This is a genomic window from Ciceribacter ferrooxidans, from assembly GCF_004137355.1.
Lineage (GTDB): Bacteria > Pseudomonadota > Alphaproteobacteria > Rhizobiales > Rhizobiaceae > Allorhizobium > Allorhizobium ferrooxidans.
This window is the reverse complement of record NZ_SDVB01000253.1, coordinates 1-26,382: the sequence shown is the minus strand read 5'-3', so window position 1 is coordinate 26,382 and position 26,382 is coordinate 1. Positions and strand designations below refer to the sequence as shown.

At 60.5% G+C, this 26,382-nt stretch carries 25 protein-coding genes and 2 tRNA genes; 20 read left to right on the top strand and 7 right to left on the bottom strand.

Annotated elements, in window-relative coordinates; genetic code table 11:
* Window positions 1–61 precede the first annotated feature (61 nt).
* Window positions 62–256, top strand: coding sequence for a hypothetical protein (locus EUU22_RS16375; protein WP_129333048.1), 195 nt, complete (start codon window positions 62–64; stop codon window positions 254–256).
* A gap of 302 nt (window positions 257–558) precedes the next feature.
* Here the strand turns inward: EUU22_RS16375 and EUU22_RS16370 are convergent.
* Both EUU22_RS16370 and EUU22_RS16365 read right to left on the bottom strand, forming a co-directional pair.
* Window positions 559–634, bottom strand: a tRNA-Ala gene (locus EUU22_RS16370).
* A gap of 147 nt (window positions 635–781) precedes the next feature.
* Window positions 782–1,168 (bottom strand): TIGR02300 family protein, encoded by a 387-nt coding sequence (locus EUU22_RS16365; RefSeq protein ID WP_129333046.1) that lies wholly within the window; start codon window positions 1,166–1,168, stop codon window positions 782–784.
* Window positions 1,169–1,514: 346 nt separating this feature from the next.
* Here EUU22_RS16365 and cmk point away from each other — a divergent pair, with 346 nt between their 5' ends.
* Entirely contained in the window at window positions 1,515–2,174 is a 660-nt protein-coding gene (gene cmk / locus EUU22_RS16360; protein ID WP_129333044.1) for a (d)CMP kinase, read from the top strand.
* A gap of 142 nt (window positions 2,175–2,316) precedes the next feature.
* Window positions 2,317–4,023 (top strand): 30S ribosomal protein S1, encoded by a 1,707-nt coding sequence (gene rpsA / locus EUU22_RS16355; protein ID WP_112686158.1) that lies wholly within the window; start codon window positions 2,317–2,319, stop codon window positions 4,021–4,023.
* Window positions 4,024–4,105: 82 nt separating this feature from the next.
* Here rpsA and EUU22_RS16350 read toward each other — a convergent pair whose 3' ends face one another.
* Window positions 4,106–5,710 (bottom strand): hypothetical protein, encoded by a 1,605-nt coding sequence (locus EUU22_RS16350; protein ID WP_129333043.1) that lies wholly within the window; start codon window positions 5,708–5,710, stop codon window positions 4,106–4,108.
* 317 nt (window positions 5,711–6,027) lie between these two features.
* Here EUU22_RS16350 and EUU22_RS16345 point away from each other — a divergent pair, with 317 nt between their 5' ends.
* Entirely contained in the window at window positions 6,028–6,372 is a 345-nt protein-coding gene (locus EUU22_RS16345; RefSeq protein ID WP_129333041.1) for a DUF6665 family protein, read from the top strand.
* A gap of 64 nt (window positions 6,373–6,436) precedes the next feature.
* On the opposite strand, the gene EUU22_RS16340 is transcribed toward EUU22_RS16345, so the two are convergent.
* Window positions 6,437–7,063 carry a ribonuclease D gene (locus EUU22_RS16340; protein ID WP_129333039.1) on the bottom strand — a complete coding sequence of 209 codons (627 nt, stop codon included), beginning with the start codon at window positions 7,061–7,063 and terminating at the stop codon, window positions 6,437–6,439.
* A gap of 78 nt (window positions 7,064–7,141) precedes the next feature.
* On the bottom strand, window positions 7,142–8,668 hold the full coding sequence (locus EUU22_RS16335; protein WP_129333038.1) for an alkaline phosphatase family protein: 1,527 nt from the start codon (window positions 8,666–8,668) through the stop codon (window positions 7,142–7,144).
* Between the two features lie 606 nt (window positions 8,669–9,274).
* Here EUU22_RS16335 and EUU22_RS16330 point away from each other — a divergent pair.
* The 16 genes from EUU22_RS16330 (at window position 9,275) to EUU22_RS16255 (ending at window position 25,568) form a co-directional block, all read left to right on the top strand.
* Window positions 9,275–10,705, top strand: a complete 1,431-nt coding sequence (locus EUU22_RS16330) for a phosphomannomutase (protein WP_129333037.1) — start codon at window positions 9,275–9,277, stop codon at window positions 10,703–10,705.
* A gap of 77 nt (window positions 10,706–10,782) precedes the next feature.
* Window positions 10,783–11,793, top strand: a complete 1,011-nt coding sequence (locus tag EUU22_RS16325; RefSeq protein ID WP_129333036.1) for a ligase-associated DNA damage response exonuclease — start codon at window positions 10,783–10,785, stop codon at window positions 11,791–11,793.
* A gap of 3 nt (window positions 11,794–11,796) precedes the next feature.
* Complete coding sequence (locus tag EUU22_RS16320) at window positions 11,797–13,398, top strand: cisplatin damage response ATP-dependent DNA ligase (protein WP_129333035.1); 1,602 nt, start codon at window positions 11,797–11,799, stop codon at window positions 13,396–13,398.
* 128 nt (window positions 13,399–13,526) lie between these two features.
* Window positions 13,527–14,303 (top strand): DeoR/GlpR family DNA-binding transcription regulator, encoded by a 777-nt coding sequence (locus EUU22_RS16315; RefSeq protein WP_129333034.1) that lies wholly within the window; start codon window positions 13,527–13,529, stop codon window positions 14,301–14,303.
* A gap of 109 nt (window positions 14,304–14,412) precedes the next feature.
* On the top strand, window positions 14,413–15,930 hold the full coding sequence (glpD, locus tag EUU22_RS16310) for a glycerol-3-phosphate dehydrogenase (protein ID WP_439329157.1): 1,518 nt from the start codon (window positions 14,413–14,415) through the stop codon (window positions 15,928–15,930).
* 42 nt (window positions 15,931–15,972) lie between these two features.
* Window positions 15,973–17,049 carry an ABC transporter ATP-binding protein gene (locus tag EUU22_RS16305; protein WP_129333032.1) on the top strand — a complete coding sequence of 359 codons (1,077 nt, stop codon included), beginning with the start codon at window positions 15,973–15,975 and terminating at the stop codon, window positions 17,047–17,049.
* 11 nt (window positions 17,050–17,060) lie between these two features.
* Window positions 17,061–18,131, top strand: coding sequence for an ABC transporter ATP-binding protein (locus EUU22_RS16300; protein WP_129333031.1), 1,071 nt, complete (start codon window positions 17,061–17,063; stop codon window positions 18,129–18,131).
* Window positions 18,132–18,134: 3 nt separating this feature from the next.
* Window positions 18,135–19,001, top strand: coding sequence for a carbohydrate ABC transporter permease (locus tag EUU22_RS16295; RefSeq protein ID WP_129333030.1), 867 nt, complete (start codon window positions 18,135–18,137; stop codon window positions 18,999–19,001).
* Between the two features lie 15 nt (window positions 19,002–19,016).
* On the top strand, window positions 19,017–19,835 hold the full coding sequence (locus EUU22_RS16290) for a carbohydrate ABC transporter permease (RefSeq protein WP_129333029.1): 819 nt from the start codon (window positions 19,017–19,019) through the stop codon (window positions 19,833–19,835).
* Window positions 19,835–20,242, top strand: coding sequence for a DUF2160 domain-containing protein (locus tag EUU22_RS16285; protein WP_129333028.1), 408 nt, complete (start codon window positions 19,835–19,837; stop codon window positions 20,240–20,242). Before EUU22_RS16290 ends, EUU22_RS16285 begins: the two co-directional genes overlap by 1 nt.
* Window positions 20,243–20,312: 70 nt before the next feature.
* Window positions 20,313–22,034, top strand: coding sequence for an ABC transporter substrate-binding protein (locus EUU22_RS16280; protein ID WP_129333027.1), 1,722 nt, complete (start codon window positions 20,313–20,315; stop codon window positions 22,032–22,034).
* 136 nt (window positions 22,035–22,170) lie between these two features.
* Window positions 22,171–22,662: a hypothetical protein gene (locus EUU22_RS16275; protein ID WP_165351199.1), complete on the top strand. Its 492-nt coding sequence runs from the start codon at window positions 22,171–22,173 to the stop codon at window positions 22,660–22,662.
* Between the two features lie 77 nt (window positions 22,663–22,739).
* On the top strand, window positions 22,740–23,030 hold the full coding sequence (locus EUU22_RS16270) for a YARHG domain-containing protein (protein WP_245485094.1): 291 nt from the start codon (window positions 22,740–22,742) through the stop codon (window positions 23,028–23,030).
* A gap of 282 nt (window positions 23,031–23,312) precedes the next feature.
* Window positions 23,313–24,206 carry a tonB-system energizer ExbB gene (gene exbB / locus EUU22_RS16265; RefSeq protein WP_439329166.1) on the top strand — a complete coding sequence of 298 codons (894 nt, stop codon included), beginning with the start codon at window positions 23,313–23,315 and terminating at the stop codon, window positions 24,204–24,206.
* 4 nt (window positions 24,207–24,210) lie between these two features.
* Entirely contained in the window at window positions 24,211–24,684 is a 474-nt protein-coding gene (exbD, locus tag EUU22_RS16260; RefSeq protein ID WP_129333025.1) for a TonB system transport protein ExbD, read from the top strand.
* Entirely contained in the window at window positions 24,681–25,568 is an 888-nt protein-coding gene (locus EUU22_RS16255) for an energy transducer TonB (RefSeq protein WP_245485092.1), read from the top strand. Before exbD ends, EUU22_RS16255 begins: the two co-directional genes overlap by 4 nt.
* A 102-nt stretch (window positions 25,569–25,670) precedes the next feature.
* On the opposite strand, the gene EUU22_RS26425 is transcribed toward EUU22_RS16255, so the two are convergent.
* Window positions 25,671–25,997 carry a four-helix bundle copper-binding protein gene (locus EUU22_RS26425; protein WP_500681145.1) on the bottom strand — a complete coding sequence of 109 codons (327 nt, stop codon included), beginning with the start codon at window positions 25,995–25,997 and terminating at the stop codon, window positions 25,671–25,673.
* A gap of 287 nt (window positions 25,998–26,284) precedes the next feature.
* Window positions 26,285–26,361, bottom strand: a tRNA-Met gene (locus EUU22_RS16245).
* Between the last annotated feature and the right edge of the window lie 21 nt (window positions 26,362–26,382).

Genomic DNA, 26,382 nt, shown 5'->3' with positions numbered 1-26,382 from the left:
GCAAAGCGAAAATAGTCTGAATAAAGCGATTCAAATATGAAAGCGGCGGGCCGGAGATTCGATGCGCTTCGCAATAGACATTCTCGATGAAGCAGGAAACAATCGAATCTATGTCGGGGTCCCGCTCGGCATCGACGAAGGCAAACTACGCGTCCAGCTGAAGGACCGCGAGGCTCGATTCGACGTGGCGCGCATCACCGACTGGTGCCAGATCGACAGAGGTCAAGACAACGGTCGTGGGGAACTCCTCGGTTAGCCGGCGAAGAACCATATAACACCATCTGCGCTCAACGTTTTCTCATTTCCTCCCTCGCCGCCCAGCGCGAAAGAGGTTTGCGCGGCAGTCATGGACTTCGTCGATACTGGGAGCATTACTCCAGCGCTGAGCGGGCGGTGGCGCTCGCACAATTCCGCACACAACAGGCATAGAAAGTCTGTCAGAGACCTCAGGGGGAATCGTGCGGGAGGTGATAATATCGCCAGGATCTACACGAACTCAATCAGCAGTCCCACACTCGGCGCCAACTCTTCAGCCATATCAAGGAGAAAATAGAGTTTTGGTGGAGCTAAGCGGGATCGAACCGCTGACCTCTTGCATGCCATGCAAGCGCTCTCCCAGCTGAGCTATAGCCCCATCAAGGGTCCGGCATCTGCCGGTTCCGGGAACCTTTCGGGCTTCGCTGCCCGGCGGGTGGCGGCTTATTACTTCCGGATTCGAAAGATGGCAAGCCGAAAAATGAACGGCCCGGAAACTTTTCTCCCCGGGCCGGTAAACACATGATCAGACGTCGTCGTCGTCGCCGGCGACACCGATGATGCCGGTCATGTCCTCGTCGTCGTCGTCCTCGTCCGCCTCGAGGAAGGTGTCGTCGTCATCGTCACCGAGTTCGACGTCGTCGTCGCCGAGATCCGGCAGATCATCGCCGGCACCGGCGTCATCGCCGTCTTCGAGCGAAACCAGTTCGACATCCGTATTCTCGGTATCGACTTCCGCGACTTCCTCCTCCTCGGCCTTTTCCATGATAGAGGCAACCGAGGTTTCTTCGAAGTACGACAACGGCCAGGATTTGCCGGTGTAAGGTGATACGATCGGATCCTTGTTCAGATCGTAGAATTTCTTGCCGGTGTCGGGGCAAGTGCGCTTAGTTCCAAGTTCTGCTTTCGCCACTGTCAAAGCCTCTTGAATTCCTGAAGAATAACGGCGTTCGTCGCCAATCCGGCATTCAACCGGTCAAACTGTTAGCCGGTCCCCATAATCGTTGCAATCTCTCCTGTCAAAGGCAATCTTCGCCCACAGGTTTCCCGCATTTTGACGCAGCAGGGATGACCATTCGCGCCGTATATGGTAACGACCCGCCGTTTCGCCAATTCCTCTATTGGATGCGCGGCTTCCGTCGGTCGGGCGCGACGGTAGAATGGCCGCGAAGAACACCCGGGTTAGAAGCCGCCTTCCCGATTTTATTCATCTGATGACGAACAAGAGCGCGAGACCGAGGCGCTCGAAAGTGAGTTCCATGACCGCTTCCTTTACCATAGCCATCGACGGTCCGGCAGCTGCCGGAAAGGGAACGCTTTCCCGCCTGATCGCTGCCCATTACGGCTTCCACCACCTGGATACGGGCCTCACTTATCGCGCGACGGCAAAGGCGCTTCTCGACGCGGGGCTACCGTTGGACGACGAAAGCGTTGCGGAAACGATCGCGCGCAACCTCGACCTTTCCGGACTTGATCGGGCAACCCTGGCCCGGCACGAGGTCGGCGAAGCCGCCTCCAGGATCGCGGTCATGCCGGCGGTTCGCCGTGCGCTCGTCGAGGCCCAACGGCGCTTTGCCGCCAAATTGCCCGGCACGGTGCTCGACGGGCGCGACATCGGCACGGTCGTATGCCCGAACGCGCCGGTGAAACTCTACGTCACGGCCTCACCCGAGGTGCGTGCCAAGCGCCGCTTTGACGAGATCGTCGCCGGCGGAGGCTCGGCGGTCTTCGACGAGGTTTGTGCCGACGTGAAGAAGCGTGACGAGCGCGACATGGGACGGGTCGACAGCCCATTGCGGCCTGCCGACGACGCGCACTTGCTTGACACCTCGGAAATGAGTATAGAAGCGGCGTTTCAGGCAGCCAGGGACATCATTGACGGTGCCCTGACGCAGGAACAGAGATCTGGAAGCCGGTGAGCCGGCTCCATATATGAAAGAATTCGCCGACATCGCCGTCCCCGCGCCGGACAGCCCCAAGAGGGCGGACGAGATGTATGGCAAGTGCAACGCTAACCCCCGGCGCAGACCCGTGCCCCATGTGGCACGATTAGGAGATTTCATGTCTGTTTCTACCCCCACGCGGGAGGACTTTGCCGCCCTCCTCGAAGAATCCTTTGCCAAGACCGATCTTGCCGAAGGCTATGTTGCCAAGGGCATCATCACGGCAATCGAGAAGGACGTCGCGATCGTCGATGTCGGTCTGAAGGTTGAAGGTCGCGTTCCGCTCAAGGAATTCGGCGCACGGGCCAAGGATGGTTCGCTGAAGGTCGGCGACGAAGTCGAAGTTTACGTCGAGCGTATCGAAAACGCGCTCGGTGAAGCCGTTCTCTCGCGCGAGAAGGCTCGCCGCGAAGAAAGCTGGGTCAAGCTCGAAGCCAAGTTCGAAGCCGGCGAACGCGTCGAAGGCGTCATCTTCAACCAGGTCAAGGGTGGTTTCACCGTCGATCTGGACGGCGCTGTCGCGTTCCTGCCGCGCTCGCAGGTCGACATCCGCCCGATCCGCGACGTTACCCCGCTGATGCACAACCCGCAGCCCTTCGAAATCCTCAAGATGGACAAGCGCCGCGGCAACATCGTTGTTTCGCGCCGTACGGTTCTGGAAGAGTCCCGCGCCGAGCAGCGTTCTGAAATCGTTCAGAACCTCGAAGAAGGCCAGGTTGTCGACGGCGTCGTCAAGAACATCACCGACTACGGTGCGTTCGTCGACCTCGGCGGCATCGACGGTCTGCTGCACGTCACCGACATGGCCTGGCGCCGCGTCAACCATCCTTCGGAGATCCTGTCCATCGGCCAGCAGGTCAAGGTTCAGATCATCCGCATCAACCAGGAAACCCACCGCATTTCGCTCGGCATGAAGCAGCTCGAAGCGGATCCGTGGGACGGCATTGCCGCCAAGTACCCGGTCGGCAAGAAGATCACCGGCACCGTCACGAACATCACCGACTACGGTGCGTTCGTCGAACTGGAACCGGGCATCGAAGGCCTCATCCACATCTCCGAAATGTCCTGGACCAAGAAGAACGTTCACCCCGGCAAGATCCTGTCTACGAGCCAGGAAGTCGACGTTGTCGTTCTCGAAGTCGATCCGTCCAAGCGCCGCATCTCGCTCGGCCTCAAGCAGACGCTGGAAAACCCGTGGCAGGCCTTTGCCTACAGCCACCCGGCCGGCACCGAAGTTGAGGGCGAAGTCAAGAACAAGACCGAGTTCGGTCTGTTCATCGGCCTCGAAGGCGACGTCGACGGCATGGTTCACCTCTCCGACCTCGACTGGAACCGTCCGGGCGAACAGGTCATCGAAGAGTACAACAAGGGTGACGTCGTCAAGGCTGTCGTTCTCGACGTTGACGTCGAGAAGGAGCGCATCTCGCTCGGCATCAAGCAGCTCGGCCGCGACTCGGTCGGCGAAGCTGCCGCTTCCGGCGACCTGCGCAAGAACGCCGTCGTTTCCTGCGAAGTCATCGGCATCAACGATGGCGGTATCGAAGTGAAGCTCGTCAATCACGAGGACATCACTTCCTTCATCCGTCGTGCCGATCTCTCCCGCGACCGCGACGAACAGCGTCCGGAGCGTTTCTCGGTTGGCCAGGTTGTCGACGCTCGCGTCACCAACTTCTCCAAGAAGGATCGCAAGGTCATGCTGTCGATCAAGGCTCTCGAGATCGCAGAAGAAAAGGAAGCCGTCGCACAGTTCGGTTCGTCCGACTCCGGCGCTTCGCTCGGCGACATCCTGGGCGCCGCGCTCAAGAACCGCGGCAACGCCGAATAAGCGCTCGCGATTTCAGAAGAACGATACCCGCCGGTCGAACGACCGGCGGGTTTTCTTTTGCCGATTTGGGGAAACTGCCCTTTCAGGTCAGCGTCGACATGGTGAGGTAATGCGCCAGTACCGTTTCGCTGCCGAGAGCTGACACTGGATCGGCAATTGCTTCGTCATCGATGTCTTCATCGACGTCGTTCTCACCGTTTCCCTCCGATCCGCTGGCCTCCCCTGAACCAGGCCGGTCTTCCGACCCGTTCTCGCCTCGACGGTCGTCGTTCCCGTCCTGCTCGTCGCCCCGGCGGCGTTTCGTCTCCTCTGCCGAAGAGACAGTATCATCCTCGAAGAGGGAGTAGCCGAAGAAGGGGAAGGCAGGATTATCCCGCCAAAGCGTTACCGCAGGCAATCGCCCCTCCGTGGTTCCCGGTAGCGGTGCTGGCGCGTCCCCCGACAACCTCCGTTGCGATCGAACTTCGCCATTCTCGTTCCTGCCGGCTTCCTCATCGAGTGATACCACCGGCACAGATGTCGCCGCCTTATGATCCTGTACGGCCGTCGCAATAGGCGTGCGATTTGGCATTTCTGCGGATCCGGTCGCCGCCTGCCCTCCATGCTCCGGCACGTGGCTGAGGAGGTGCGCAACGGGGATGGCGTCAGAGAGCTCCTCCAGCCCTGCAGGCAGAGGGAGAAGCCTCGCGTTCAGGGCCGGACGCAAGACACCATCCCTGCCTTCTGTGTAGGGTCCTTCAGGTGGCCTGTGCCGCATGACGGAAGATGTGCCCTCGATTTCGACGATCGCCGATCGCGCTCCCGACACGGTCGTGCGCATCCCGCTATGGTCACGTTGCACCGAGCGGTCACGAACACTGCCATCGGCGTCGTCGGAAACGGAACGCTCGCCGGGCTCCTGGCCGTGCGTGGTCTCCGTTCTCTCGGCGTCCGCTTGCGGCAACGACAGTTGCGAGTGGGTTGAAGCAGGCGATGACGCTCTCGACGGCGGTCCATCGGACAAGACTGGTCCGTATTCGCTCGCCCGGCCCGGCAGTTCTTCGCGCGTTGCCGTGCCCCCGATGTTCCCGGCCGACGGTGCAGCGACCGTGGCTCCCCGCACGGGTTCCGCTCCCTGCCGGAGCATTGCCTTGGCAGGAGCCGTCCCGTCTGCCTTATCTATCTTGGATCCGGACCGTTTCGGCAAATCGGAGATCGGCGGTGACACTTGCTGCGGGTCGGATGCTGGCGCCGGCCGAGTGGACAAGGGTATCTGGTCGCCATTCTGCCTGTACGACGAGACCACACGTCCCGCCACCGGATCGGGATCGTTCCTTCCGCTCGCCTCGAGGGCCATGGCGGTTCTCGCAGCCTCCAGGCCTGCAGGGTTGCGCAGAGCGGAAAGGACCGTCTCCAAACGAAGCCCCTTGACCAGTCGTGCGAGCTGACTCCCCAACGCGATCCGTTCCTCCTTCGGCACTCTGGCGATCGCCTCGAGAAGGCGGCCGACAAAGCTGGCATTGCTCTCGTTCTCCCCGCGAAAAAGGCCGAGTTCTTCCCCCAGTCGTTCAGCGAGCCCAGCGAGGTTGCCGGCAACGCGCTCCTGAGCCGAAAGGACGAGGATCGCCAGTCGTCCCTCGGGCGACGGACTCCTCCGGGAAATTGGCGCCGTAACGAGCTCCGCCGAGGCGGAAGAAGACATCATCATTCGGCTTGCTTCTCTTCCGCTCCCCGGAAGCGGAGCATCGGCCACGGAAGAGTGTTTCGCGGTTACGGCGGACAACATGGGCGCTCGTCTCGCATCAAAAGCGTCGGGAACAAGAAGTATCGCGCCGCTCATGCGGGCGGATGGTTTTGCACGGGGTGAAGGGCGTCTCGTGCCCAAACAAGGCATCCATCAGGTCAACAGGATTTTAGGAAATTTCCGTTAACGAAGTGTTAGTCACGAATTGGGGCCGTTGGGCTTGTAACATTCGGCTTTACGGGCGACTCTTCGTAAGGTCACGATCACTGCTGAGAGGAAGTATGGCTCTGCGTCCGCCCCCTCCTGCAATGTCGACGCTTGGCGGCGACACACCGCTCAGTGCACTCGAATACGAGCTGATGTCTGAAAAGGCGGATACCTTGGCCCGTGCGGGATTGAAGGTGGAGAAGGCGCTGGCGGCCCTCAGTGCGTGCCCGCCCACCACGGAAAATGCCGGCGAGCGCGAGAGCCTCCTCAATGAGGCCGCCGACGTCGTTTGGTCATTTCTTGTCCAGAGGGAAATCTGCGGGTTTCGCAGCCAGACCGATGCGATCAAGCGCTATGGCATCCCGCGCGAAGTTATGATCCGGTTGGGTGCCGTGAGCAGGCCGCCGAATGAAAGCTGACCTTCGTCAGCCCCTTCGGCACACCGTTGAGTTCGGCTAGCGATACAGTTTTCGCGAACGCAAATCAGCTGTGCGCAAAAATATCCGTCTCTTCCCATCCCAGAAGATCAAGTTTGGCACGCGTCGGCAAGAATTCAAAGCAGGCCTTGGCATGCTCCATCCGGCCGTCGCGGATCAGACGTTCGGTGAGCTTGTCGCGCAGCGCGTGGAGGTAGAGTACATCCGAAGCGGCATATTCGAGTTGCGCGGGCGAGAGCATTTCGGCCGCCCAATCGGACGATTGCTGCGCCTTGGAAATGTCGATCTCGAGCATTTCCTTGAGGTTGTCCTTTAGCCCATGGCGGTCCGTATAAGTCCGCGACAGTCGCGAGGCGATCTTCGTACAAAAGATCGGCGTGGTCGTGACGCCGAAGGTATGGAAGAGAACAGCGATGTCGAAGCGGCCGAAGTGAAAGATCTTCTGCCGCTCGTGATCGGCGAGCATGGCAACGAGGTTCGGTGCCTCCGCTTGACCGGTCGCGATACGAATAATGTCCGCCGTGCCGTCGCCGGGCGAAAGCTGGACGACACAAAGGCGGTCGCGCCTCGGCACAAGTCCGAGCGTTTCGGTGTCGATCGCGATCGCTCCCGTGTAGCGGCCGGCGTCGGCTGCGGATATGTCACCTTCGTGATAGCGGATCGTCGGGGCCATCCATGTCTCCAGCGTGAGCGGTTGTCGTTCGGCTGCCTATAGCCGAAACCGCGTTGTCGCTCTACCGGTTTCGTGACGTCACGAGTGCGATCGTGTTGGGCGGCTGACCGGACCTTCTTCGGTGAGCTCGACATAGGCGAGCGTCTGGTCGAGATGGGCGGCACGCAAGGCAAGAAGCTTCTCGGCATAGCGCAACCGTACGGCAGCATATTCGGGCTCTTCCGCGAGGTTTCGAAGCTCCATGGGGTCCTTTGCGAGATCGAAGAGCACAGGCGGAAGTCCGGCGAAGTGCACGTACTTGAATGCGTCGTCGCGAATGACCGCAAGGTTACAGCGATTTGAGGCTAGGCCGAAATAGTCCTCGGCCACGCTTGTAGCAACCTCGCGGAAATCGAACTCCCAGAAGGCGGCATCGCGCCAGCCGGAGGGTTCCGAGCCCTCGACAAACGGCAGCAGCGACGCCCCGTCCTGATGATTACGCGGCTCCACGCCGAGGCGTTCGCACAGGGTGGGCATGATATCGGCAGCGGACGTAAAAGCATCGACCTGCCGCCCATCCGCGGTTGCCGCCGGATCACGGATAACGAGCGGAATGTGATAACTCCCATCATGGAAACCACCCTTTCCGAGAAGCCAGTGGTCGCCCATCATCTCGCCGTGGTCGGAGGTGAAGATAACGATCGTTTCGTCCCAGCGGCCACTTTCACGCAGGGCGGAAAATATCCTCCCGAGTTGGGCATCGACCTCCGCGATCATGCCGAAATAGACCGCCCGGATGACGTCGAAGTCCCGTTCGTTCCAGTCAGAGACGGCTCCCGAAGCGCCGTATACGAAACTCGATTTTCCGAGAAACCGGTGACCATAGGCCAGCAGCGGGTGAAGCGCCTGCTCGTCTTCGCGCACCCCGGCCCGTGCGTAGGCCGGACCGTCGCCGGGTGCAAACATGGTGTTGTAAGGTGCCGGAACGCAAAAGGGCGGATGCGGCCTGAGAAATGACACATGTGCGAACCACGGCGCGTCCTGTTGCTCCATCCACCGAAGGAAGCTCTCTGTGATGAACGCAGTCTGCGTCTCGTCGGCGCTGTAGTCGGGCACCTCATTGTTTGCGGTGCCGCTCTCCACATTTCCTGTTCGGTGGACGTCGCGGGTGAAGGCCGCCCTGTGCCCCCTGCTCCGCAGCCAGCTGAGCCAATGCTTTTCGTTCTCGAGCAGGACCTGGCCAGTCGTAAAGCCCGGCAGCACACCCTCGTATGTCGTCAGATGCGGATCATTCCGGTGAAGCGTCCTGGGATCCGGTGAAACGTCGGTGTAGCCGAAGAGGGTCGGATCATAACCCGCACGCCTTGCAGCCATGGCAATATTGTCGAAACGGGCATCCAGCGGCGAACCATTGCGGCAGACGCGATGATTCATCTGGTAAAGACCGGTGTAAATGGAGGCTCTTGCCGGAGAACATGGAGCGGCGCCGGCGTAGTGTCGCCGGAACAGAACACCCTCCACTGCCAGCCGGTCGACATTCGGCGTCCGCACCACCGGGTGTCCAACCGACGAAAGGCAATCGCCCCGCCATTGGTCGGCGGTCACGAGCAGGACATTGGGTTTCATGCGGCAGTAACTCCCGAATTTATGCCAGAACCGGTGGCTCGCCCGGCACAATCCTCTTGATCGCCGCAGGTGGCAAATGAAAAACGCGGACGGAACGCACAGCGACGAGTCGGAACTCTATTCAGCCATGCATCTTTGGTAGACAGACCGCGCCTCGTCTGCTCGTTTTCTCCCCAGGTCAGTCATATATATGCCCTCCAACAGTGCCCCTTTCCGGAGCTGCATGACGCCGGAGATTCCGTGAACGTGGTCAGCCATGCATCTCTCGCACTGCTGCATTGCAGCAATTGCGCTGTTCATCCAAAGCGGTACGGATATATTTCAAATCATCGAAGCGACGCACTCCTCCTCCCAGCGTCGTCAGATAGGATCGGCAATACTCCTCCTCCTCCCAATTGCCGATCAAGTTTAAGAGCCCAGCGCACCTCCTCCCGCGCTGGGCTCTTTTCATTTTGTCGGCCTACTTCATCGTCCCGTAGCCTTCGCATTCGTCGGACGGGCCGTACCTCGTTCCGCTGCAGGAACTTGCAGGCAGTTGAGCGCGTTCGCCGCTCGACCTATAAGGACGACGAGACCAAGGGACCACGGCGGGAGGATCAGACGGGCATGGCTGTGAAATTCGGAACGAGCGGGCTCCGCGGGCTTTCGACGCAACTCGTGGGGAGCGTGTCGGCGCTCTATGCCACGGCCTTTGCCCGTTTTCTTGTCGAGTCGAATCACCTGCCCGCCGGCGGAGTGGTGGCGGTGGCACGCGACTTCCGTGAATCGAGCCCCGAGATTGCTGCGACGGTCATGGCGGCGATCCGTCGGGTGGGTCTCGTTCCCGTCGACTGCGGCTGGATTCCGACGCCCGCGCTCGCACTGTACGCCCAAAAGATCGGTGCGGCGGCGATCATGGTCACCGGCTCACATATTCCCGCCGACAGAAACGGGATCAAGTTCTATCGGCCGGACGGCGAAATCGACAAGGATGACGAGGCGACCATCACTCGCCTTGCGGCAGAACTTGCGAATGACCAGACCGCCAACAGCGTAGAGAAGGGAACTGGCGAAAACCAGGAAGCCGAAGCGACGGCACTGTTTGTCGACCGCAATCTCTCCATACTGCCGGCCGATGCCCTCAAGAGCCTGCGGATCGGCGTCTATGAGCATAGCAGCGTCGCCCGCGACATGATGACGAGCGTTTTCAAGCAGTACGGCGCCACTGTCGTCTCGCTCGGACGTTCCGAAACTTTCATCCCGGTCGACACCGAAGCAGTCTCCGCCGAGAAGGAAGCCCTACTGCGGAAATGGTCTGCCGAACACAAGCTCGACGCGATCGTGTCAACCGACGGTGACGGCGACCGTCCGCTAGTCGCGGACGAGGCCGGGCGTCCACTTCGTGGTGACCTCCTCGGGCTTGTTGCGGCACGTTACCTCCACGCAACGACGGTCGTGACACCGGTTACATCCAATTCCGGCATTGAGTCGATCGGTGGTTTCGAGGTGATTCGGACACGCGTCGGCTCTCCTTTCGTGATTGCCGCGATGAACGGTGCGCTGGCCCGAGGCGACAAGGGCGTGGTCGGCTTCGAGGCCAATGGCGGCACGATGCTCGGTTCTGCCTTTGACATTGATGGGCGTGACATTGCTGCATTGCCGACCCGCGACAGCTTCCTTCCGGCGCTGGCCGTTCTCGGTTCTGCCGTTGCGAACGGATGGTCGCTTTCGCAGCTTTCCGGCAGCTACAACCTTCCCGTTGCTCTTAGCGATCGGATCGAGAATTTCGCCGTGGAGCGGAGCGCCTCACTGATGAAGCATCTCCGGCATTCGAGTGATGGACTTTCAGATTTCCTCGCTCCCATCGGCAAGGTGCGATCGTCGACGGACATCGACGGGCTTCGCGTTACACTCGACGATGGACGCGTGATCCATTTCCGCCCATCGGGGAACGCGCCGGAGATGCGCTGCTATGTCGAGGCGCAGGCAGCCGAGTCGGCGCAAGAACTGCTCCGACAGGGGCTCGATGCCATCAGGAGCTGGCAGTCGACGACCTGATGCCGGTCGACCCGCAAGCTGACGCAGAAAGATCCTACTGGCCTTCCGGGGATTCACGTCCTATCTAACGTTAGGCGATGAAACCGGAAGATCTCCTCTGCCCGAGCCCTGCAGGCCTATATAGCCCGATCGGCGACTTTTACGTCGACCCCGTTCGTCCAGTCGCTCGTGCTTTGGTTACCCATGGCCATTCGGATCACGCTAGGGCGGGGCATGGTGCCGTCCTCGCCACGCGCCAGACGCTTGACATCATGCGACTGCGATACGGGCCTGGCTTTTGCGGCAGCGAGCAGCCCATCGAGATCGGCAAGGAGATCGAGCTCAACGGCGTCCGGGTCGGTTTCCATCCCGCCGGCCACGTTCTCGGTTCGGCTCAGATCGCTCTCGAATACGACGGGATGCGCATCGTGGTGTCCGGTGACTACAAGCGCCGTCCCGATCCGACCTGCTCCCCCTTCGAACCACTTCGCTGCGACGTGTTCATCACGGAAGCAACGTTCGGCCTGCCGGTCTTCAATCATCCCGATCCGAACGCCGAGATCGCCAGGCTTTTGACCTCGCTTGAGCAGTTCCCGGACCGTACTCATCTGGTCGGCGCCTATGCGCTCGGCAAGGCGCAGCGCCTCATCGCCCTCCTTCGTGCCGAAGGCTATCGACGGCCGATCTTCATTCATGGGGCGCTGACACAGCTTTGTGACTACTATTCAAGCGAGGGCGTCGAGTTGGGCGATCTGCGACCGGCGACTGCAGAGTCGACGGATCCGGCGACGTTTCGCGGCGAGGTGGTGATCGGCCCACCGTCGTCGTTTAACGAACGCTGGGCACGCCGCTTCGCCGACCCACTCGCAATCTTTGCGTCAGGCTGGATGATGGTCCGCCAGCGGGCCAAACAGCGCGGTGTGGAATTACCTCTGGTAATATCCGATCATGCCGACTGGCGGGAACTGACCGCGACGCTCCAAGAAATCGCGCCGAGCCAGGTCTGGGTGACCCATGGCCGCGAGGAAGCACTGGTGCGCTGGTGCAAGCTCGCGGGAGTCGCTGCGCGGCCATTGCATATGGTCGGCTACGAAGACGAAGGCGACTGATCGATGAAAGCGTTTGCCGAGCTGCTCGATCGTCTCATCTTCACACCTGGCCGTACCGCCAAACTGACGCTGCTCGTCGACTATTTTCGCAAGAGCCCGGATCCTGATCGCGGTTACGCCCTTGCCGCCCTCGCGGGAACACTGGAACTCAACGCCGTGAAACCGATGATGCTGCGGGATCTGGTGCTCGAACGAATGGACGAGACTCTCTTCCGCTACTCTTACGATTACGTTGGGGACCTGGCGGAAACGATCGCGCTGGTGTGGGACGGCGACCCCGAGGACCGACCCCAGCCACGGCCGGGCGAGGTCGTGCGGCTCATGCAATCGCTCGGCCGGACGGAGGTACGAAAGGCAGTCCGCGACTTGCTGAACCGTCTGGATACCTCCGGCAGGTTTGCCTTTCTGAAGCTCGTCACCGGTGGCCTGCGAATCGGCGTCTCCGCGAGATTGGCGAAGCAGGCCCTGGCCGACATGGGAGGCAAGGATGTCGCGGAGATCGAGACGCTCTGGCACGGATTGGCGCCACCCTATGAAAGCCTGTTTGCGTGGCTCGAAGGCCGGCAGGAGCGACCGGTACTGGCGACGCCCGCCATCTTTCATTCGGTTATGCTCGCAAATCCGGTCAGGGAAGGTGACCTCGACACACTCGACCCTTCCGATTTTGCAGCCGAATGGAAATGGGACGGAATTCGCGTCCAGCTTTCGCATTTCGGAGGGCAGATAAGGCTCTATTCCCGTTCCGGCGACGACATATCGGCCGCCTTTCCGGACGTGGTCGACGCGGCCGTCTTCGATGGGGTCGTCGACGGCGAGCTTCTGGTGGGCGGCACGTCTCGTTCCGGTGAGCCGACGAGGACGTTCTCCGATCTTCAGCAGCGGCTGAATCGCAAGAGCGTATCGTCCCGTCTGCTACAAGACTATCCCGCCTTCGTGCGAGCTTACGACATACTGTTCGAAGGGCAGGAAGACGTGCGTGGGGAGGCGTTCGTCGCCCGGCGCGAGCGACTGAGGCGCCTGATCGAACAAGCACCGGAGGAGCGTTTCGACCTTTCGCCGCTTGTGCCCTTCTCCAGTTGGGAAGAGCTCGAAACGCTCCGACGCAATCCTCCGGATCCCGTCATCGAGGGCGTCATGCTCAAGCGACGTGACAGCGCCTATCAAGCGGGCCGGGCCAAAGGTCCATGGTTCAAATGGAAACGCGAGCCGCTGAATGTGGATGCCGTCCTGATGTATGCACAAAGGGGCCACGGCAAACGTTCCAGCTACTATTCAGACTTTACGTTTGGTGTGTGGACGGCGGGCGAGGAGGGCGACGTACTGGTCCCGGTGGGTAAAGCCTATTTCGGCTTCACCGACGCCGAGCTTGAGACCCTCGACCGTTATGTCCGGCATAACACGGTCGACCGCTTCGGACCCGTGCGTGCACTGCGTGCCGAGCCGGACCACGGCTTCGTCGTCGAGGTCGCCTTCGAGGGGATCAATCGTTCGACACGGCATAAATCAGGCGTCGCCATGCGATTCCCGCGTATCGCGCGGCTACGTACCGACAAGCTGCCGCGCGACGCCGACCGCCTGGGAACACTTCTCGATCTAATCGGCTGATGCCGACAACACCGCGTCGACAAGGCGAAAACAAGCCCCGAGGCACCAGAAACCCGGTTGCACTCGGACCGACATAAGTGCATTTTCGTATCTGCCGCGCTTCACGAAAGAAACGAAAGGTAAGCGAAATGTACCTCACCGGGCGACAGGCCGAGATCGTAGAGCTCGCAAAGGCCAATGGGCGTGTGCTCGTCGAGGAACTGGCATTACGTTTTTCCGTAACACCGCAGACGATCCGAAAAGACCTGAACGACCTCTGCGACGCGCGTGTCCTGTCCCGTATCCACGGTGGAGCGACGCTTCCCTCCGGGACCGTCAACATGAAGTATGAGGCCCGCCGGCAGATCGCCGCGCAGGAGAAACAGGCGATCGGCGTCGCGGCGGCAAAGCTCATCTCCAACAACGCCTCGCTGTTCATCAATATCGGAACGACGACGGAGGCCGTGGGAGAGGCTCTCGCAGGCCATCAGGAATTGATGGTCATCACCAATAATATCAATGTAGCCAACAAATTGCGACTTCTCCCGGCAATCGAGGTGGTCATCGCCGGTGGCGTCGTCCGCGCTTCGGATGGTGGTATTGTTGGCGAGGCGGCGGTCGACTTCATCCGACAGTTCAAGGTCGACTACGCGGTGATCGGGGCCTCGGCCATCGATGCCGACGGCGCTCTTCTCGACTATGATTTTCGCGAAGTGAAAGTCGCGCAGGCAATCATCGCCAATGCAAGGCACGTCATTCTGGTGGCGGACTCGACAAAGTTCGAACGGACCGCACCCGTCCGTATCGGACACCTCTCACAGGTCAATACCTTCATAACCGACCACTGCCCTCTCGAATCCATTCGACGAATTTGTGTAGAGAACGACGTCGATTTGATCGAAGCACCCAGTTCGGCTGACACCTGAAAGAAGCGCGGAAAACTTTCGTTTGACATTCGATTTATTTTCAATTTAATTATCTTGCGTTTTCGCAATTGCGCATAATTTGTGCAATGCGCAAAATTCGGGGAAAATGGTGGTCCAAGGGCTTTACGACATCTTCGTCATCGGCGGCGGCATCAACGGATGCGGGATAGCTCGCGACGCAGCCGGGCGAGGATACTCAGTTGCGCTGGCGGAGATGAACGATTTTGCGTCGGGCACCTCCTCTGGCTCGACGAAGTTGATCCATGGCGGACTGCGTTATCTCGAATACTATGAGTTCCGCTTGGTGCGGGAAGCGCTCATGGAGCGCGAGGTCCTTTGGGCCATGGCACCTCATATCATCTGGCCGTTGCGCTTCGTGCTCCCCTTTCAGAAAGGCGGCATCCGTCCGGCCTGGCTGATCCGGCTCGGCCTTTTCATCTACGACCACCTCGGTGGGCGGAAGCTCCTGCCCGCAACAACGACGCTCGATCTGCGACGAGACCCTGCCGGCAAGCCCCTGAAACCACTGTTTGGCAAGGCATTCGAGTATTCCGACGGCTGGGTGGACGACGCCCGGATGGTCGTTCTCAACGCCCGTGACGCTGCCGATCGTGGCGCCCGCATTTTCAGCCGTTCCCGCGTCGTCTCCGCACGCCGGGAAGCGGATTGCTGGGCGATTGAGATCGAAGATCGGGAGACCGGCGCGATCAACACCGTCAGAGCCCGTATGCTCGTCAATGCGACCGGTCCGTGGGTCGACAAGGTTCTGGCAGAGACGATGGCGAACAGTGGCGTGCACAACGTCCGTCTTGTTCAGGGAAGCCACATCGTAGTCAGGAAAAAGTTCGACGACCCGCGTGCCTACTTCTTTCAGAATCCCGACAATCGCATTATCTTCGCAATCCCTTACGAACGCGATTTCACACTAATCGGTACGACCGATCATGACTATACCGGCGATCCGCGCGACGTGAAGATAACGCCGGAGGAGGTCAATTACCTGTGTTCAGCGGCGAGCGAGTATTTTGCTGAGCCGATCCGTAGCGAAGATATCGTCTGGACATATTCGGCGGTTCGTCCGCTTTATGACGATGGTGCAAGCAAGGCGCAGGAAGCGACCCGGGACTACGTGCTGAAGACCGAAGGGAGTGCGGGCGAAGCCCCGCTGCTCAACGTCTTCGGCGGCAAGCTTACGACCTACCGCCGGCTGGCGGAGCACGCCGTGGAAAAAATCGGCGAGAAGATCGGCATCAAGGGAACCTCGTGGACGGCTGACAGCCACCTTCCTGGCGGCAACTTTCCGCCGACCGGCTACGCCGCGGAGGTACGCAAGCTCAGGGAACGTTATTCGTTCCTCAGTGGGCGTCATGCGGAACGGCTCGTCCGGTCCTACGGTACCCGTGCACACGATCTGCTCGGCAGCACGTCGACTTTGGCAGATCTCGGTCGTCACTTCGGGCATGACCTCTACGAGTGCGAGGTCCGCTGGCTGATGATACAGGAATGGGCCCGGACATCCGAGGATGTATTGTGGCGGAGGACGAAGCTGGGGCTCAGGCTCTCGCAGGAAGAAGCGAAGAATTTGGAGGAGTACATGGCTGCCGTTCCGGCACAATTGGCCGGATAGCAGCGCATGTGGTCCCGTCGATGAGGAGGCACGGGAACCGTAATGCTCGAATTGCGGAATGCCGCGAAGATAGTGGGCGGAGAAGTTCACATCCACCCGACCGACCTTGTTCTTGAACGGGGCACGCTGAATGTCCTTTTGGGACCGACGCTTTCGGGCAAGACGTCATTGATGCGCCTGATGGCAGGGCTGGACAAACCGACGAGCGGCGCGATTTTCTTCGACGGCGCCGACGTGACCGGCGTGCGCGTGCAGAACCGTAACGTCGCAATGGTGTACCAGCAGTTCATCAACTATCCTGCGCTCACCGTCTATGAGAACATTGCCTCGCCGATGCGCATCGCCGGCAAGGAAGCCGCAACGGTCGATCGCGAAGTGCGGCGGGCGGCCGATCTCCTGAAGCTCACGCCTTATCTCGACCGCACGCCCCTCAATCTTTCCGGCGGGCAACAGCAACGCACGGCGCTCGCGCGTGCGATCGTCAAGAATGCCAGTCTCGTTCTTCTCGACGAACCGCTTGCCAACCTGGATTACAAGCTGCGTGAGGAACTTCGCGAAGAGCTTCCACGCATCTTCGCCGAATCGGGTGCGATCTTCGTATACGCAACCACGGAGCCTTCGGAGGCCTTGCTCCTCGGCGGAAACACGGTCACCCTCAACGAAGGTCGCATCACCCAGTTCGGCCGCACCATAGACGTCTACCGTAAGCCGCATGACCTCGTCACGGCCCGGACCTTCGCCGATCCGCCGCTCAATACGCTTGCGGTTATGAAGTCCGGGGGCATGTTCCGCGTCAATGATGCCGAGGCATTCCCGGTTCCGGCGCATCTGTCCGCGATCACCGACGGTCCCATGACTATCGCCTTCCAGCCGCATCAACTTTCGCTCAAGGCATCGCCCATGGCGGTGCCCCTTTCCGCCCGGACGCAGATTTCCGAAATCGCCGGCTCCGAGAGCTTCATCCACGTCGGCTTTATGGGCGCCAGATGGGTCGCACTCATGCATGGCATTCACGATATCGATCCCGATCAGCCCGTCGAGCTCCATCTTGACACCCGCCACCTGATGGCCTTTGCGCCAGACGGCAAGGCCATCGGCGAAGCCGGCACGGCAGCCTGAGGAGAGCGCATATGGCAAAGATCTCCCTTGAGCATATCCGCCACGCTTACGGCCCGACGCCGAAGTCCGAAAAGGATTACGCGCTGAAGGAAGTGCATCACGAATGGAACGACGGCGGCGCCTACGCTCTACTCGGCCCTTCCGGTTGCGGCAAGACGACCTTGCTGAACATCATCTCCGGGCTTCTGAGGCCGTCCGAGGGGCGCATTCTTTTCGATGGGCTCGACGTCACCAATCTTTCGACGCAGCGCCGCAACATCGCGCAGGTCTTCCAGTTCCCGGTCATCTACGACACGATGACTGTTTACGACAACCTCGCCTTCCCACTCCGGAATCGGCACGTTCCCGAAGCCGAAGTCGACAGTCGCGTCCGCGAGATACTCGAGATGATCGACCTGACGGGCTGGGCCAAGCGAACGGCGCGCGGCCTTACCGCCGACCAGAAGCAAAAAATCTCGCTCGGCCGCGGCCTTGTGCGCAACGACGTCAACGCCATTCTCTTCGACGAGCCGCTGACCGTCATCGATCCGCATATGAAATGGGTTTTGCGCTCGCAGCTGAAGCGCCTCCACAAGCAGTTCGGCTTCACCATGGTTTACGTGACGCACGACCAGACGGAGGCTCTCACCTTCGCGGACAAGGTCGTCGTCATGTATGAAGGCGAAATCGTCCAGATCGGAACACCTGTCGAGCTGTTCGAACGGCCAAGCCACACCTTCGTCGGCTACTTCATCGGCTCCCCCGGCATGAATTTGCTACCGGCGAAGGTAGCGGGCAATACGGTCACCGTCGGCGATCAGACGATCACGCTTGCTGCTGTCCCGAACGTCGGCGCGGCCAGCAAGGTCGAACTCGGCATTCGTCCGGAGTTCGTGCGCCTTGGGCGCGAAGGCATGCCCGTCAACATCGTCAAGGTCGAGGATATAGGACGTCAGAAGATCGTTCGTGCCCGGTTCGAAGGCCATTCGGTGGCGATCGTCGTTCCGGAGGACAGCGAGATACCCGCCGAAGCGCGCGTCACCTTCGAGCCCACGAAAATAAACATGTACGCCGATTCCTGGCGCATCGGCACGGGGGGCTGAACAATGCAGAAGACGTGGAACAACAAAGCCTGGTTCCTGGTTCTGCCGGTGCTTGTGCTGGTCGCCTTCTCGGCCGTCATTCCGCTGATGACCGTGGTCAACTACTCGGTACAGGATACGTTCGGGAACAACGAATTCTTCTGGGCCGGTACCGATTGGTTCCTGGAAATCTTACATTCCGACCGCTTCTGGGATGCGCTGCTGCGGAATCTGATCTTCTCGTTCGTCATTCTGGCGATCGAAATCCCCCTCGGGATCTTCATTGCTCTCAACATGCCGAAGTCCGGCCTCGGCGTGCCGGTATGCCTCGTCCTTATGGCCCTTCCACTCCTCATACCGTGGAACGTCGTCGGTACGATCTGGCAGGTCTTCGGTCGTGTCGACATCGGGCTTCTAGGCCGCTCCCTGGAGGCAGTCGGCCTCGATTACAATTATGTACAAGATCCGACCGATGCCTGGATTACCGTCATCGTGATGGATGTCTGGCACTGGACGAGCCTGGTGGTGCTCCTCTGCTATGCCGGCCTCGTCTCGATCCCGGACGCATATTACCAGGCGGCCAAAATCGATGGCGCCTCGCGCTGGTCCGTTTTCCGCTACATCCAGCTTCCGAAGATGAAGCGCGTCCTGCTGATTGCCGTGCTGCTACGTTTTATGGACAGCTTCATGATCTACACGGAACCGTTCGTCGTCACCGGCGGAGGCCCCGGCAACTCCACGACCTTCCTTTCGATCGACCTCGTCAAGATGGCGGTCGGTCAGTTCGACCTCGGTCCGGCTGCGGCGATGTCAATCATCTACTTCCTGATCATCCTGCTGCTGTCATGGATCTTCTACACGGTCATGACCAGTCACGACGCGCAGAACTAGGGTGGAGACGAGATCATGAGCACTGCAAATTCCCGAGCCGGCTTCTCTTGGATCATCCCGACGTTCTACATCGTCTTCCTGCTGCTGCCGATCTACTGGCTGGTCAATATGAGCTTCAAGGAGAATGCGGAAATCATTGGCACCTTCTCGTTGTGGCCGGAGAATCCGACCCTTCGAAACTACAAGGTGATCTTTACCGACCCCTCCTGGTACAGCGGCTATATCAACTCGATCATCTACGTCGTGCTGAACACGGTAATCTCGGTGACGGTGGCGCTGCCGGCAGCATACGCCTTCTCACGCTACCGCTTTCTCGGCGACAAGCATCTGTTCTTCTGGCTGCTGACCAACCGCATGGCGCCGCCGGCCGTCTTCGCACTGCCCTTCTTCCAGCTTTATTCGGCATTCGGTCTGATCGATACCCATATTGCGGTCGCAATCGCCCACTGCCTGTTCAACGTGCCGCTGGCGGTCTGGATTCTCGAAGGTTTCATGTCGGGCGTACCGAAGGAAATTGACGAGACCGCCTATATCGACGGCTATTCCTTCCCACGATTCTTCGTGAGGATTTTCATGCCGCTGGTCGCTTCCGGCATCGGCGTCGCAGCCTTCTTCTGCTTCATGTTTTCGTGGGTCGAACTGTTGATCGCCCGTACGTTGACCACCACCAACGCCAAGCCGATCGCCGCGACCATGACTCGCACGGTGTCAGCGTCGGGAATGGACTGGGGCGTGCTCGCTGCAGCAGGCGTCCTGACCATCATTCCCGGCGCACTGGTCATCTATTTCGTCCGCAACTACATCGCCAAGGGCTTCGCCCTGGGGAGGGTCTGATGAATACTGCACGTCGGTGGCCGCTTCCACTCGGTCTGGTCCTTCTCGTCTATGCCGGCGCGGTGCTGGCGCTCTATTCCATGCTGCCCGCGAAGGATGGCATGATTGACTGGTTCGCTCCGCTGGTACCGGGCGGCTGGATGGCCTGGTCGTTTCCGGGGGCGCTGTTCTTTCTCACCATCGGACTGTTGATCGCTCTGATGGCCGTTTGGGAATACGCCGCACCCGGCGGGAATCCGAGGGTCGGTGTCCTGCGCTTCGAAACGACCCGCGGGGACCGGCTGTTCGTCTCGCTGCTCGGTTCGGCATTCATCCATCTTGCTTGGCTCGGGCTTCTCGGTTCGAACCTTTGGTGGGCTCTCGCCCTGTCAGTGGTCTACGCAATCGGCGTTTTCCGCTTCGTCTAGGGCAGAAAGATGGGCGCAAACACCGCGCCCGGTACTCGCATCTGCAATCGCAAAACCCTGGGAGGATACAATGCGACGGCATCTCTTGACGACTACGGCAGCCATGCTGCTGGCACTGACCGGCACCGCCTTCGCCGGAATGGATGAGGCAAAACAGTTCCTGGACAAGGAGGTGGGGGATCTCTCGACGCTCTCGCGCGCCGACCAGGAAAAGGAAATGCAGTGGTTCGTCGATGCGGCGAAGCCTTTCGCCGGCATGGACATCAAGGTGGTGTCGGAGACCATCACCACGCACGAATACGAATCCAAGGTGCTCGCACCCGCCTTCACCGCCATCACCGGTATCAAGATCACCCACGACCTGATCGGCGAGGGCGACGTCGTGGAGAAACTGCAGACGCAGATGCAGTCGGGCGAGAACATCTACGACGCCTACATCAACGATTCGGACCTGATCGGTACCCATTGGCGCTATCAGCAGGCCCGCGCGCTGACCGACTTCATGGCCAATGAAGGCAAGGACGTCACCAACCCCAATCTTGATATCGACGACTTCATCGGCAAGTCGTTTACGACGGCGCCGGACGGCAAACTCTACCAGTTGCCCGACCAGCAGTTCGCAAACCTTTACTGGTTCCGCTACGACTGGTTCAACGACGAAAAGAACAAGGCGGACTTCAAGGCCAAGTACGGTTACGACCTCGGTGTGCCGGTCAACTGGTCGGCTTACGAAGATATTGCCGAGTTCTTCACCGGTCGCGAGATCGACGGCAAGAAAGTCTATGGTCACATGGACTACGGCAAGAAGGATCCGTCCCTCGGCTGGCGCTTTACCGATGCATGGCTGTCCATGGCCGGGAACGGCGATCGCGGCATTCCGAATGGCAAGCCCGTCGACGAATGGGGTATCAAGGTCGACGAGAACTCGCGTCCGGTTGGTTCCTGCGTTGCTCGCGGTGGTGACACCAACGGCCCCGCCGCTGTCTACTCGATCCAGAAATATCTCGATTGGATGAAGGCCTACGCGCCGGCGGCCGCCAACGGCATGACCTTCTCCGAATCCGGTCCGGTTCCGTCCCAGGGTGAAATCGCCCAGCAGATGTTCACCTACACGGCGTTCACGGCTGATTTCGTCAAGGAAGGTCTGCCCGTCGTGAATGAAGACGGCACGCCGAAGTGGCGCTTTGCTCCCTCGCCACACGGCGTCTACTGGAAGGACGGCATGAAGCTCGGCTATCAGGACGCAGGCTCGTGGACACTCATGAAGTCGACGCCGGACGATCGCGCCAAGGCCGCATGGCTCTACGCGCAGTTCGTCACCTCGAAGACAGTCGACGTGAAGAAGAGCCATGTCGGCCTGACCTTCATCCGTCAGTCGACCCTCGACCATCAGTCGTTCACCGATCGTGCGCCGAAACTCGGCGGCCTGATCGAGTTCTATCGCTCGCCGGCGCGCCTGCAGTGGTCGCCGACCGGCACCAACGTCCCGGACTACCCGAAGCTTGCCCAGCTGTGGTGGCAGGCAATCGGCGACGCCTCCTCCGGCGCAAAGACGGCACAGGAAGCCATGGACTCGCTTTGTGCCGAGCAGGAAAAGGTCCTTCAGCGTCTCGAACGTGCCGGCGTGCAGGGCGATGTCGGTCCGAAGCTCGCCGAAGAGCATGACCTCGAGTACTGGAACAAGGATGCCGTTTCGAAGGGCAACCTCGCTCCGCAGCTGAAGGTCGAAAACGAGAAAGAAAAGGCGGTTACGGTCAACTACGACGAACTCGTCAAGAGCTGGCAAAAGTAACGGCGGCGGGGTACTGCCCCGTGATCAACGACAAGGGCCGCCGGTGTAACAGCACCGGCGGTCTTTTGCATCGCCAAAGGGAGCTGGTAGCGATCCCGCAGGCATTGTCGAAATGCCCCCTTGATCCGGAGGCCACATGAGAATGAAATCAGTTCCGATGCTTGCCCTGGCCGTTCTCGTCACCGGCTCCTCAGGTGCCGCTGCGGACTGGCAGCACTATGTCAACGCCCGCTTCGGCACAAGTGCCGACGTACCGGCAGGCTTCGTCAGGGCATCGCCTCCGGACAATGGTGACGGCCAGACATTTACGAGTTCCGACGGCGGCAGCGTAACGATCTTCGGCGGCCTGAATCCGATGGGGAGTTCCCTCGCCGAATACCGCCGCTTCCTCACAGGCGTGCTGGAAGAGGACGGCTGGACGTTGAGTTATTTGCCCGAAGGGCGGACCTGGTTTGTCCTTTCCGGCACGCGCGACGGCGAGCTACTCTATCGTCGTGTCGAGCATCGAGCCAGCTGCCGGGCGGATCTCTTGCACCACATCGAATTCCGTTATCCCTCCAGCCGTGCCGCGGCATGGTCGCCGATCGTCAAACGAGGAGCGACGACGTTGGACGGTCCTTGCGGATAGCGTCTTGATCTGTGTCAGTATCCGTGCGTGGGCTTGTGCTAATATGCGGTCGCGACCGGCTCCAGGAGGATCCAGCAATGACCCGAGAGAGAATATCCGCCGCAGTCTTGATGCTCACAATTGTCGTTCCGCTCTGCGCCGTCACCTCCGAGCAGGTGTTCGCACAGGATTACGACCGGATGAGCTGTGACGAGCTCTGGTACGAGCGAAACGCCATTTATGCCGCCAAGGGATATTGTTTTAAAACCGACCGCGCGCGCAGCGTTTTCGGGCGCGCATGTTTCCCGCCCTTCGGGAAACTCACGCGCAACGAGACACAGCGTGTCAACCTCATAGAGCAATGGGAACGCTATTACGGCTGCCGCTAATCTCCAGGTCACCGGCTCGCATCGTTCTTCCTTTGTCTTTCAGAGTGGACTCTCACTTTCACGCTGAGAGCGTTTGTCCGCGAGATCGCTGATCTCTCACACGCCCCCACATTGGCGAGGGGACCCGATATTCCCGCATCTGCCCTCGCATTATTACTTGTCTTTTTTACTCATGTTTATTACAGGTCCACGAGAGGTAATCACGGCGCCGGCGCCTCGAAAAACCACGATGCCGGCCTGATCTTGTGAAAGGACCTGACGGTGCGGCTTCATTTCCTACCAATCGCCACCACGGCTCTTCTCATAATATGCCCCGTTCTCTGGCTCGCTGGCGCAACCACCGCAGCCCTTGCGCAGCAACAGAGCGGTCCGACGACGACGGAGGTCGTGCCGTCCCTGCCCCCGCCGGCAGGGCCGTTTGCGATCGACAACGCTGCCGCCGAGGTTCCTCCTCCCGCTTTGCCGCACGATCTCTCGCCCTGGGGAATGTTCCTCGCGGCAGACAACGTGGTCAAGGGAGTAATGATTTCTCTGGTCTTCGCCTCGGTCGTGACCTGGACCATATGGCTCGCCAAGACACTGCAACTCGCCGCCGCGCGATTTCGCGCAAGCCGCGGTCTGCGCCTCTTGTCGGAAACGCCCACGATGGCGGGCGCGCTCGTTGCGCTTGCTGGGCGGAGCGGTACGGTCGCTGACATGGTTCTCGCTACCCAACAGGAATTCGAACTCTCTGATCCGGCGATCGATCACGCGGGCGGTGAGGGCCTGAAGATGCGCGTCGGCTCCGCTCTCGCACGGACTGAAGCAAGGGCGGGACGCCGCATGGCGAGGGGCACGGGTGTGCTGGCGACGATCGGCTCGACGGCGCCGTTCGTCGGACTGTTTGGTACGGTCTGGGGCATCATGAATTCATTCATCGGCATCTCGCAGGCACAGACAACCAACCTTGCAATCGTTGCTCCTGGGATTGCCGAAGCGCTGCTGGCCACAGCGATCGGCCTCGTGGCGGCCATTCCCGCCGTCATCATCTATAATGTCTTCGCGCGATCCGTGACAGGCTACCGGCATCTGCTTGCCGACGCGTCAGCTGAAATAGAACGAATCGTCAGCCGCGATCTCGATTTCCGGAATCTCGCCGACCCGGGTCGGGCGAAACTGGCATCCGCTGGAGAATAGATCGATGGCCGGAGGAATTCGGGAAAGCCATGGTGACGAGCTCTCTGAAAACCACGAGATCAACGTCACGCCGTTTATCGACGTCATCCTGGTGCTCCTCATCATCTTTATGGTGGCCGCGCCGCTGGCCACAGTTGACGCCAATGTCGACCTGCCGGCGTCGACGGCGAAGGCGGCTCCGCGGCCTGAAAAGCCAATCTACCTTACGCTCAAGGACGATCTATCCCTGATGCTCGGCGATATCCCCGTCAGTCGGGACGGCCTGAGGACGAGCCTCGAACAGGTAACCAAAGGAGATCACGAGAGCCGCATTTTCCTTCGGGCTGACAAGGTCGTCGACTATGGACACTTCATGGAGGTCATGAATCTCGTGCGCGATGCCGGCTACCTGAAGATCGCGCTGGTGGGCCTTGAGAGCGGGCGGGTTGCCACAGAAGAGGTCGGGGCAGCGCCGCGCAGTGAGGCGAACGTGCCGTGACCGTATTGCACAACGACTTTCGCCGCAGTCTCGCCGGAGACAGTGTCGCCTGGGGCACTGCGGCACTGATCGTTGCATCCGCCCACGCTGCCGCTCTTGCCGTTATGATGCACACGCCCCCGGAGATCGGCGCCGATCCGGGCCCGCAGGCGGCGATCATGATCGAGCTCGCCGCAGAACCGGAAGCGACGGAAACCCGGGAAGAAGAAGAGATCTTTTCCGACAATGTGGATGCGGAGGAGATCATCTCCCCTGCAGCAGATCCAGCGCCCGACGAACCGAAGCCGTTGGAGACAAACAATAAGACGACGCCGGAACCGATCACTCCGGCGGAGGACAGACCGGCGGAGAAGGTCGTCCCCAGCCCCGAACCGGCGACCGTGCCACCGCAGCAGGTCGAGTCGAAACCGGTCGAACAGCAGGTTCTTGCGGCTCTCGAAAACGTCGAGGTTCCCGTGCCTGTCACCCGCCCTGCGGCCCCGAAGCCGGCACCCGCCCACAAGGCACCGCCGCCCTCGCAGGCGGCCCGCAAAGCCACGATCGACGTCACCAAGTCCGAACGCACTGCAGCTTCCGAGACAACCGCCGGCCGGGGTGCGGCAGTCTCTCCCGCGCGCTGGCAATCTCGGCTCATGGCACATCTCGAACGGAGAAAACGCTATCCTGCGGCGGCGCGATCGGCTCATCAGGAAGGCACGGTCTATGTGCGTTTCCGGATCGACACTTCCGGCAACGTGCTTTCCGTCCAGCTCTCGAGGTCGTCCGGTCACGCCATCCTCGACGAGGCGGTGCTCCAGCTTGTGCGCCGCGCCTCTCCCGTCCCGGCGCCACCACCGGGCGCCAGCACGACGATTGTGGCGCCGGTCCGCTTCGAGATGCGCTGAGACGATGCCGAGGCGGCCGTCACAGGGTCAGTGGATCTGAGGCAAGGCGCGGCGGCAAGCCTCCTCGCAGCTCCGGCGGGCGTCGGCGCACACGCGGCAATGCTAGTGACGTGCGGCATGTTTCCGGCACTCTTCGGCGCACACGCAGCACGCCTCCGCGCAGGCCTGAACGACCGCGTGCAGGACGTCCATGTTCGATCCCGTTCGGCGCGAGGCCATGGAACCCGTCGCCGCACAAATGTCGGCGCAGTCCAGGTTGCGGCGAATACACTGCGTCAGTTCCTTGACGTTTTCCTCGGCGAGGCACGCATCGGCGCAACTGGTGCAGGTCCGCGTACAGGCATAGCATTTCTCGGTGCAGCGCAACAACGAATCAGCCGTGTTGCTCTGAACCCGGGGATGTGTCGAGATTATCTCCTTGACGTGCATGAGAGATACCCTTCGTCTTCATTCGTGTTGAGATACGCGCAGCCTAACCAGCCGACGCTGGAGATGTTCCCTCCTTTTGCGAACGGGATGCTGGTCTGTGCAATGAGGGATGGTGGATGCGGCGGAGACTTTCCGACGGGATCGAAGGACCTGCCTGAACAGGAGGGGGATTTTTGTGCCTCTGCGGTATCTGGCTGTGGGGCTTTGGTTTATGGGATTGGTTTTGGTGGCGTAGAAACGCAGAAAGCCCCGCGGAGGGGGCTCTTTGTTATCGCAGGGATTGTTGTTGGTTGCGGGGGCAGGATTTGAACCTGCGGCCTTCAGGTTATGAGCCTGACGAGCTACCGGGCTGCTCCACCCCGCGTTACTCTTTGAAGCAAAAAGG

Excerpts from the sequence above, each read along its gene's own strand:
- EUU22_RS16375 (WP_129333048.1), top strand. The coding sequence starts at position 62 with ATGCGCTTCGCAATAGACATTCTCGATGAAGCAGGAAACAATCGAATC.
- cmk (WP_129333044.1), top strand. The coding sequence starts at position 1,515 with ATGACCGCTTCCTTTACCATAGCCATCGACGGTCCGGCAGCTGCCGGA.
- rpsA (WP_112686158.1), top strand. The coding sequence starts at position 2,317 with ATGTCTGTTTCTACCCCCACGCGGGAGGACTTTGCCGCCCTCCTCGAA.
- EUU22_RS16350 (WP_129333043.1), bottom strand. The coding sequence starts at position 5,710 with ATGATGATGTCTTCTTCCGCCTCGGCGGAGCTCGTTACGGCGCCAATT.
- EUU22_RS16345 (WP_129333041.1), top strand. The coding sequence starts at position 6,028 with ATGGCTCTGCGTCCGCCCCCTCCTGCAATGTCGACGCTTGGCGGCGAC.
- EUU22_RS16340 (WP_129333039.1), bottom strand. The coding sequence starts at position 7,063 with ATGGCCCCGACGATCCGCTATCACGAAGGTGACATATCCGCAGCCGAC.
- EUU22_RS16335 (WP_129333038.1), bottom strand. The coding sequence starts at position 8,668 with ATGAAACCCAATGTCCTGCTCGTGACCGCCGACCAATGGCGGGGCGAT.
- EUU22_RS16330 (WP_129333037.1), top strand. The coding sequence starts at position 9,275 with ATGGCTGTGAAATTCGGAACGAGCGGGCTCCGCGGGCTTTCGACGCAA.
- EUU22_RS16325 (WP_129333036.1), top strand. The coding sequence starts at position 10,783 with ATGAAACCGGAAGATCTCCTCTGCCCGAGCCCTGCAGGCCTATATAGC.
- EUU22_RS16320 (WP_129333035.1), top strand. The coding sequence starts at position 11,797 with ATGAAAGCGTTTGCCGAGCTGCTCGATCGTCTCATCTTCACACCTGGC.
- EUU22_RS16315 (WP_129333034.1), top strand. The coding sequence starts at position 13,527 with ATGTACCTCACCGGGCGACAGGCCGAGATCGTAGAGCTCGCAAAGGCC.
- EUU22_RS16305 (WP_129333032.1), top strand. The coding sequence starts at position 15,973 with ATGCTCGAATTGCGGAATGCCGCGAAGATAGTGGGCGGAGAAGTTCAC.
- EUU22_RS16300 (WP_129333031.1), top strand. The coding sequence starts at position 17,061 with ATGGCAAAGATCTCCCTTGAGCATATCCGCCACGCTTACGGCCCGACG.
- EUU22_RS16295 (WP_129333030.1), top strand. The coding sequence starts at position 18,135 with ATGCAGAAGACGTGGAACAACAAAGCCTGGTTCCTGGTTCTGCCGGTG.
- EUU22_RS16290 (WP_129333029.1), top strand. The coding sequence starts at position 19,017 with ATGAGCACTGCAAATTCCCGAGCCGGCTTCTCTTGGATCATCCCGACG.
- EUU22_RS16285 (WP_129333028.1), top strand. The coding sequence starts at position 19,835 with ATGAATACTGCACGTCGGTGGCCGCTTCCACTCGGTCTGGTCCTTCTC.
- EUU22_RS16280 (WP_129333027.1), top strand. The coding sequence starts at position 20,313 with ATGCGACGGCATCTCTTGACGACTACGGCAGCCATGCTGCTGGCACTG.
- EUU22_RS16275 (WP_165351199.1), top strand. The coding sequence starts at position 22,171 with ATGAGAATGAAATCAGTTCCGATGCTTGCCCTGGCCGTTCTCGTCACC.
- EUU22_RS16270 (WP_245485094.1), top strand. The coding sequence starts at position 22,740 with ATGACCCGAGAGAGAATATCCGCCGCAGTCTTGATGCTCACAATTGTC.
- exbD (WP_129333025.1), top strand. The coding sequence starts at position 24,211 with ATGGCCGGAGGAATTCGGGAAAGCCATGGTGACGAGCTCTCTGAAAAC.
- EUU22_RS26425 (WP_500681145.1), bottom strand. The coding sequence starts at position 25,997 with ATGCACGTCAAGGAGATAATCTCGACACATCCCCGGGTTCAGAGCAAC.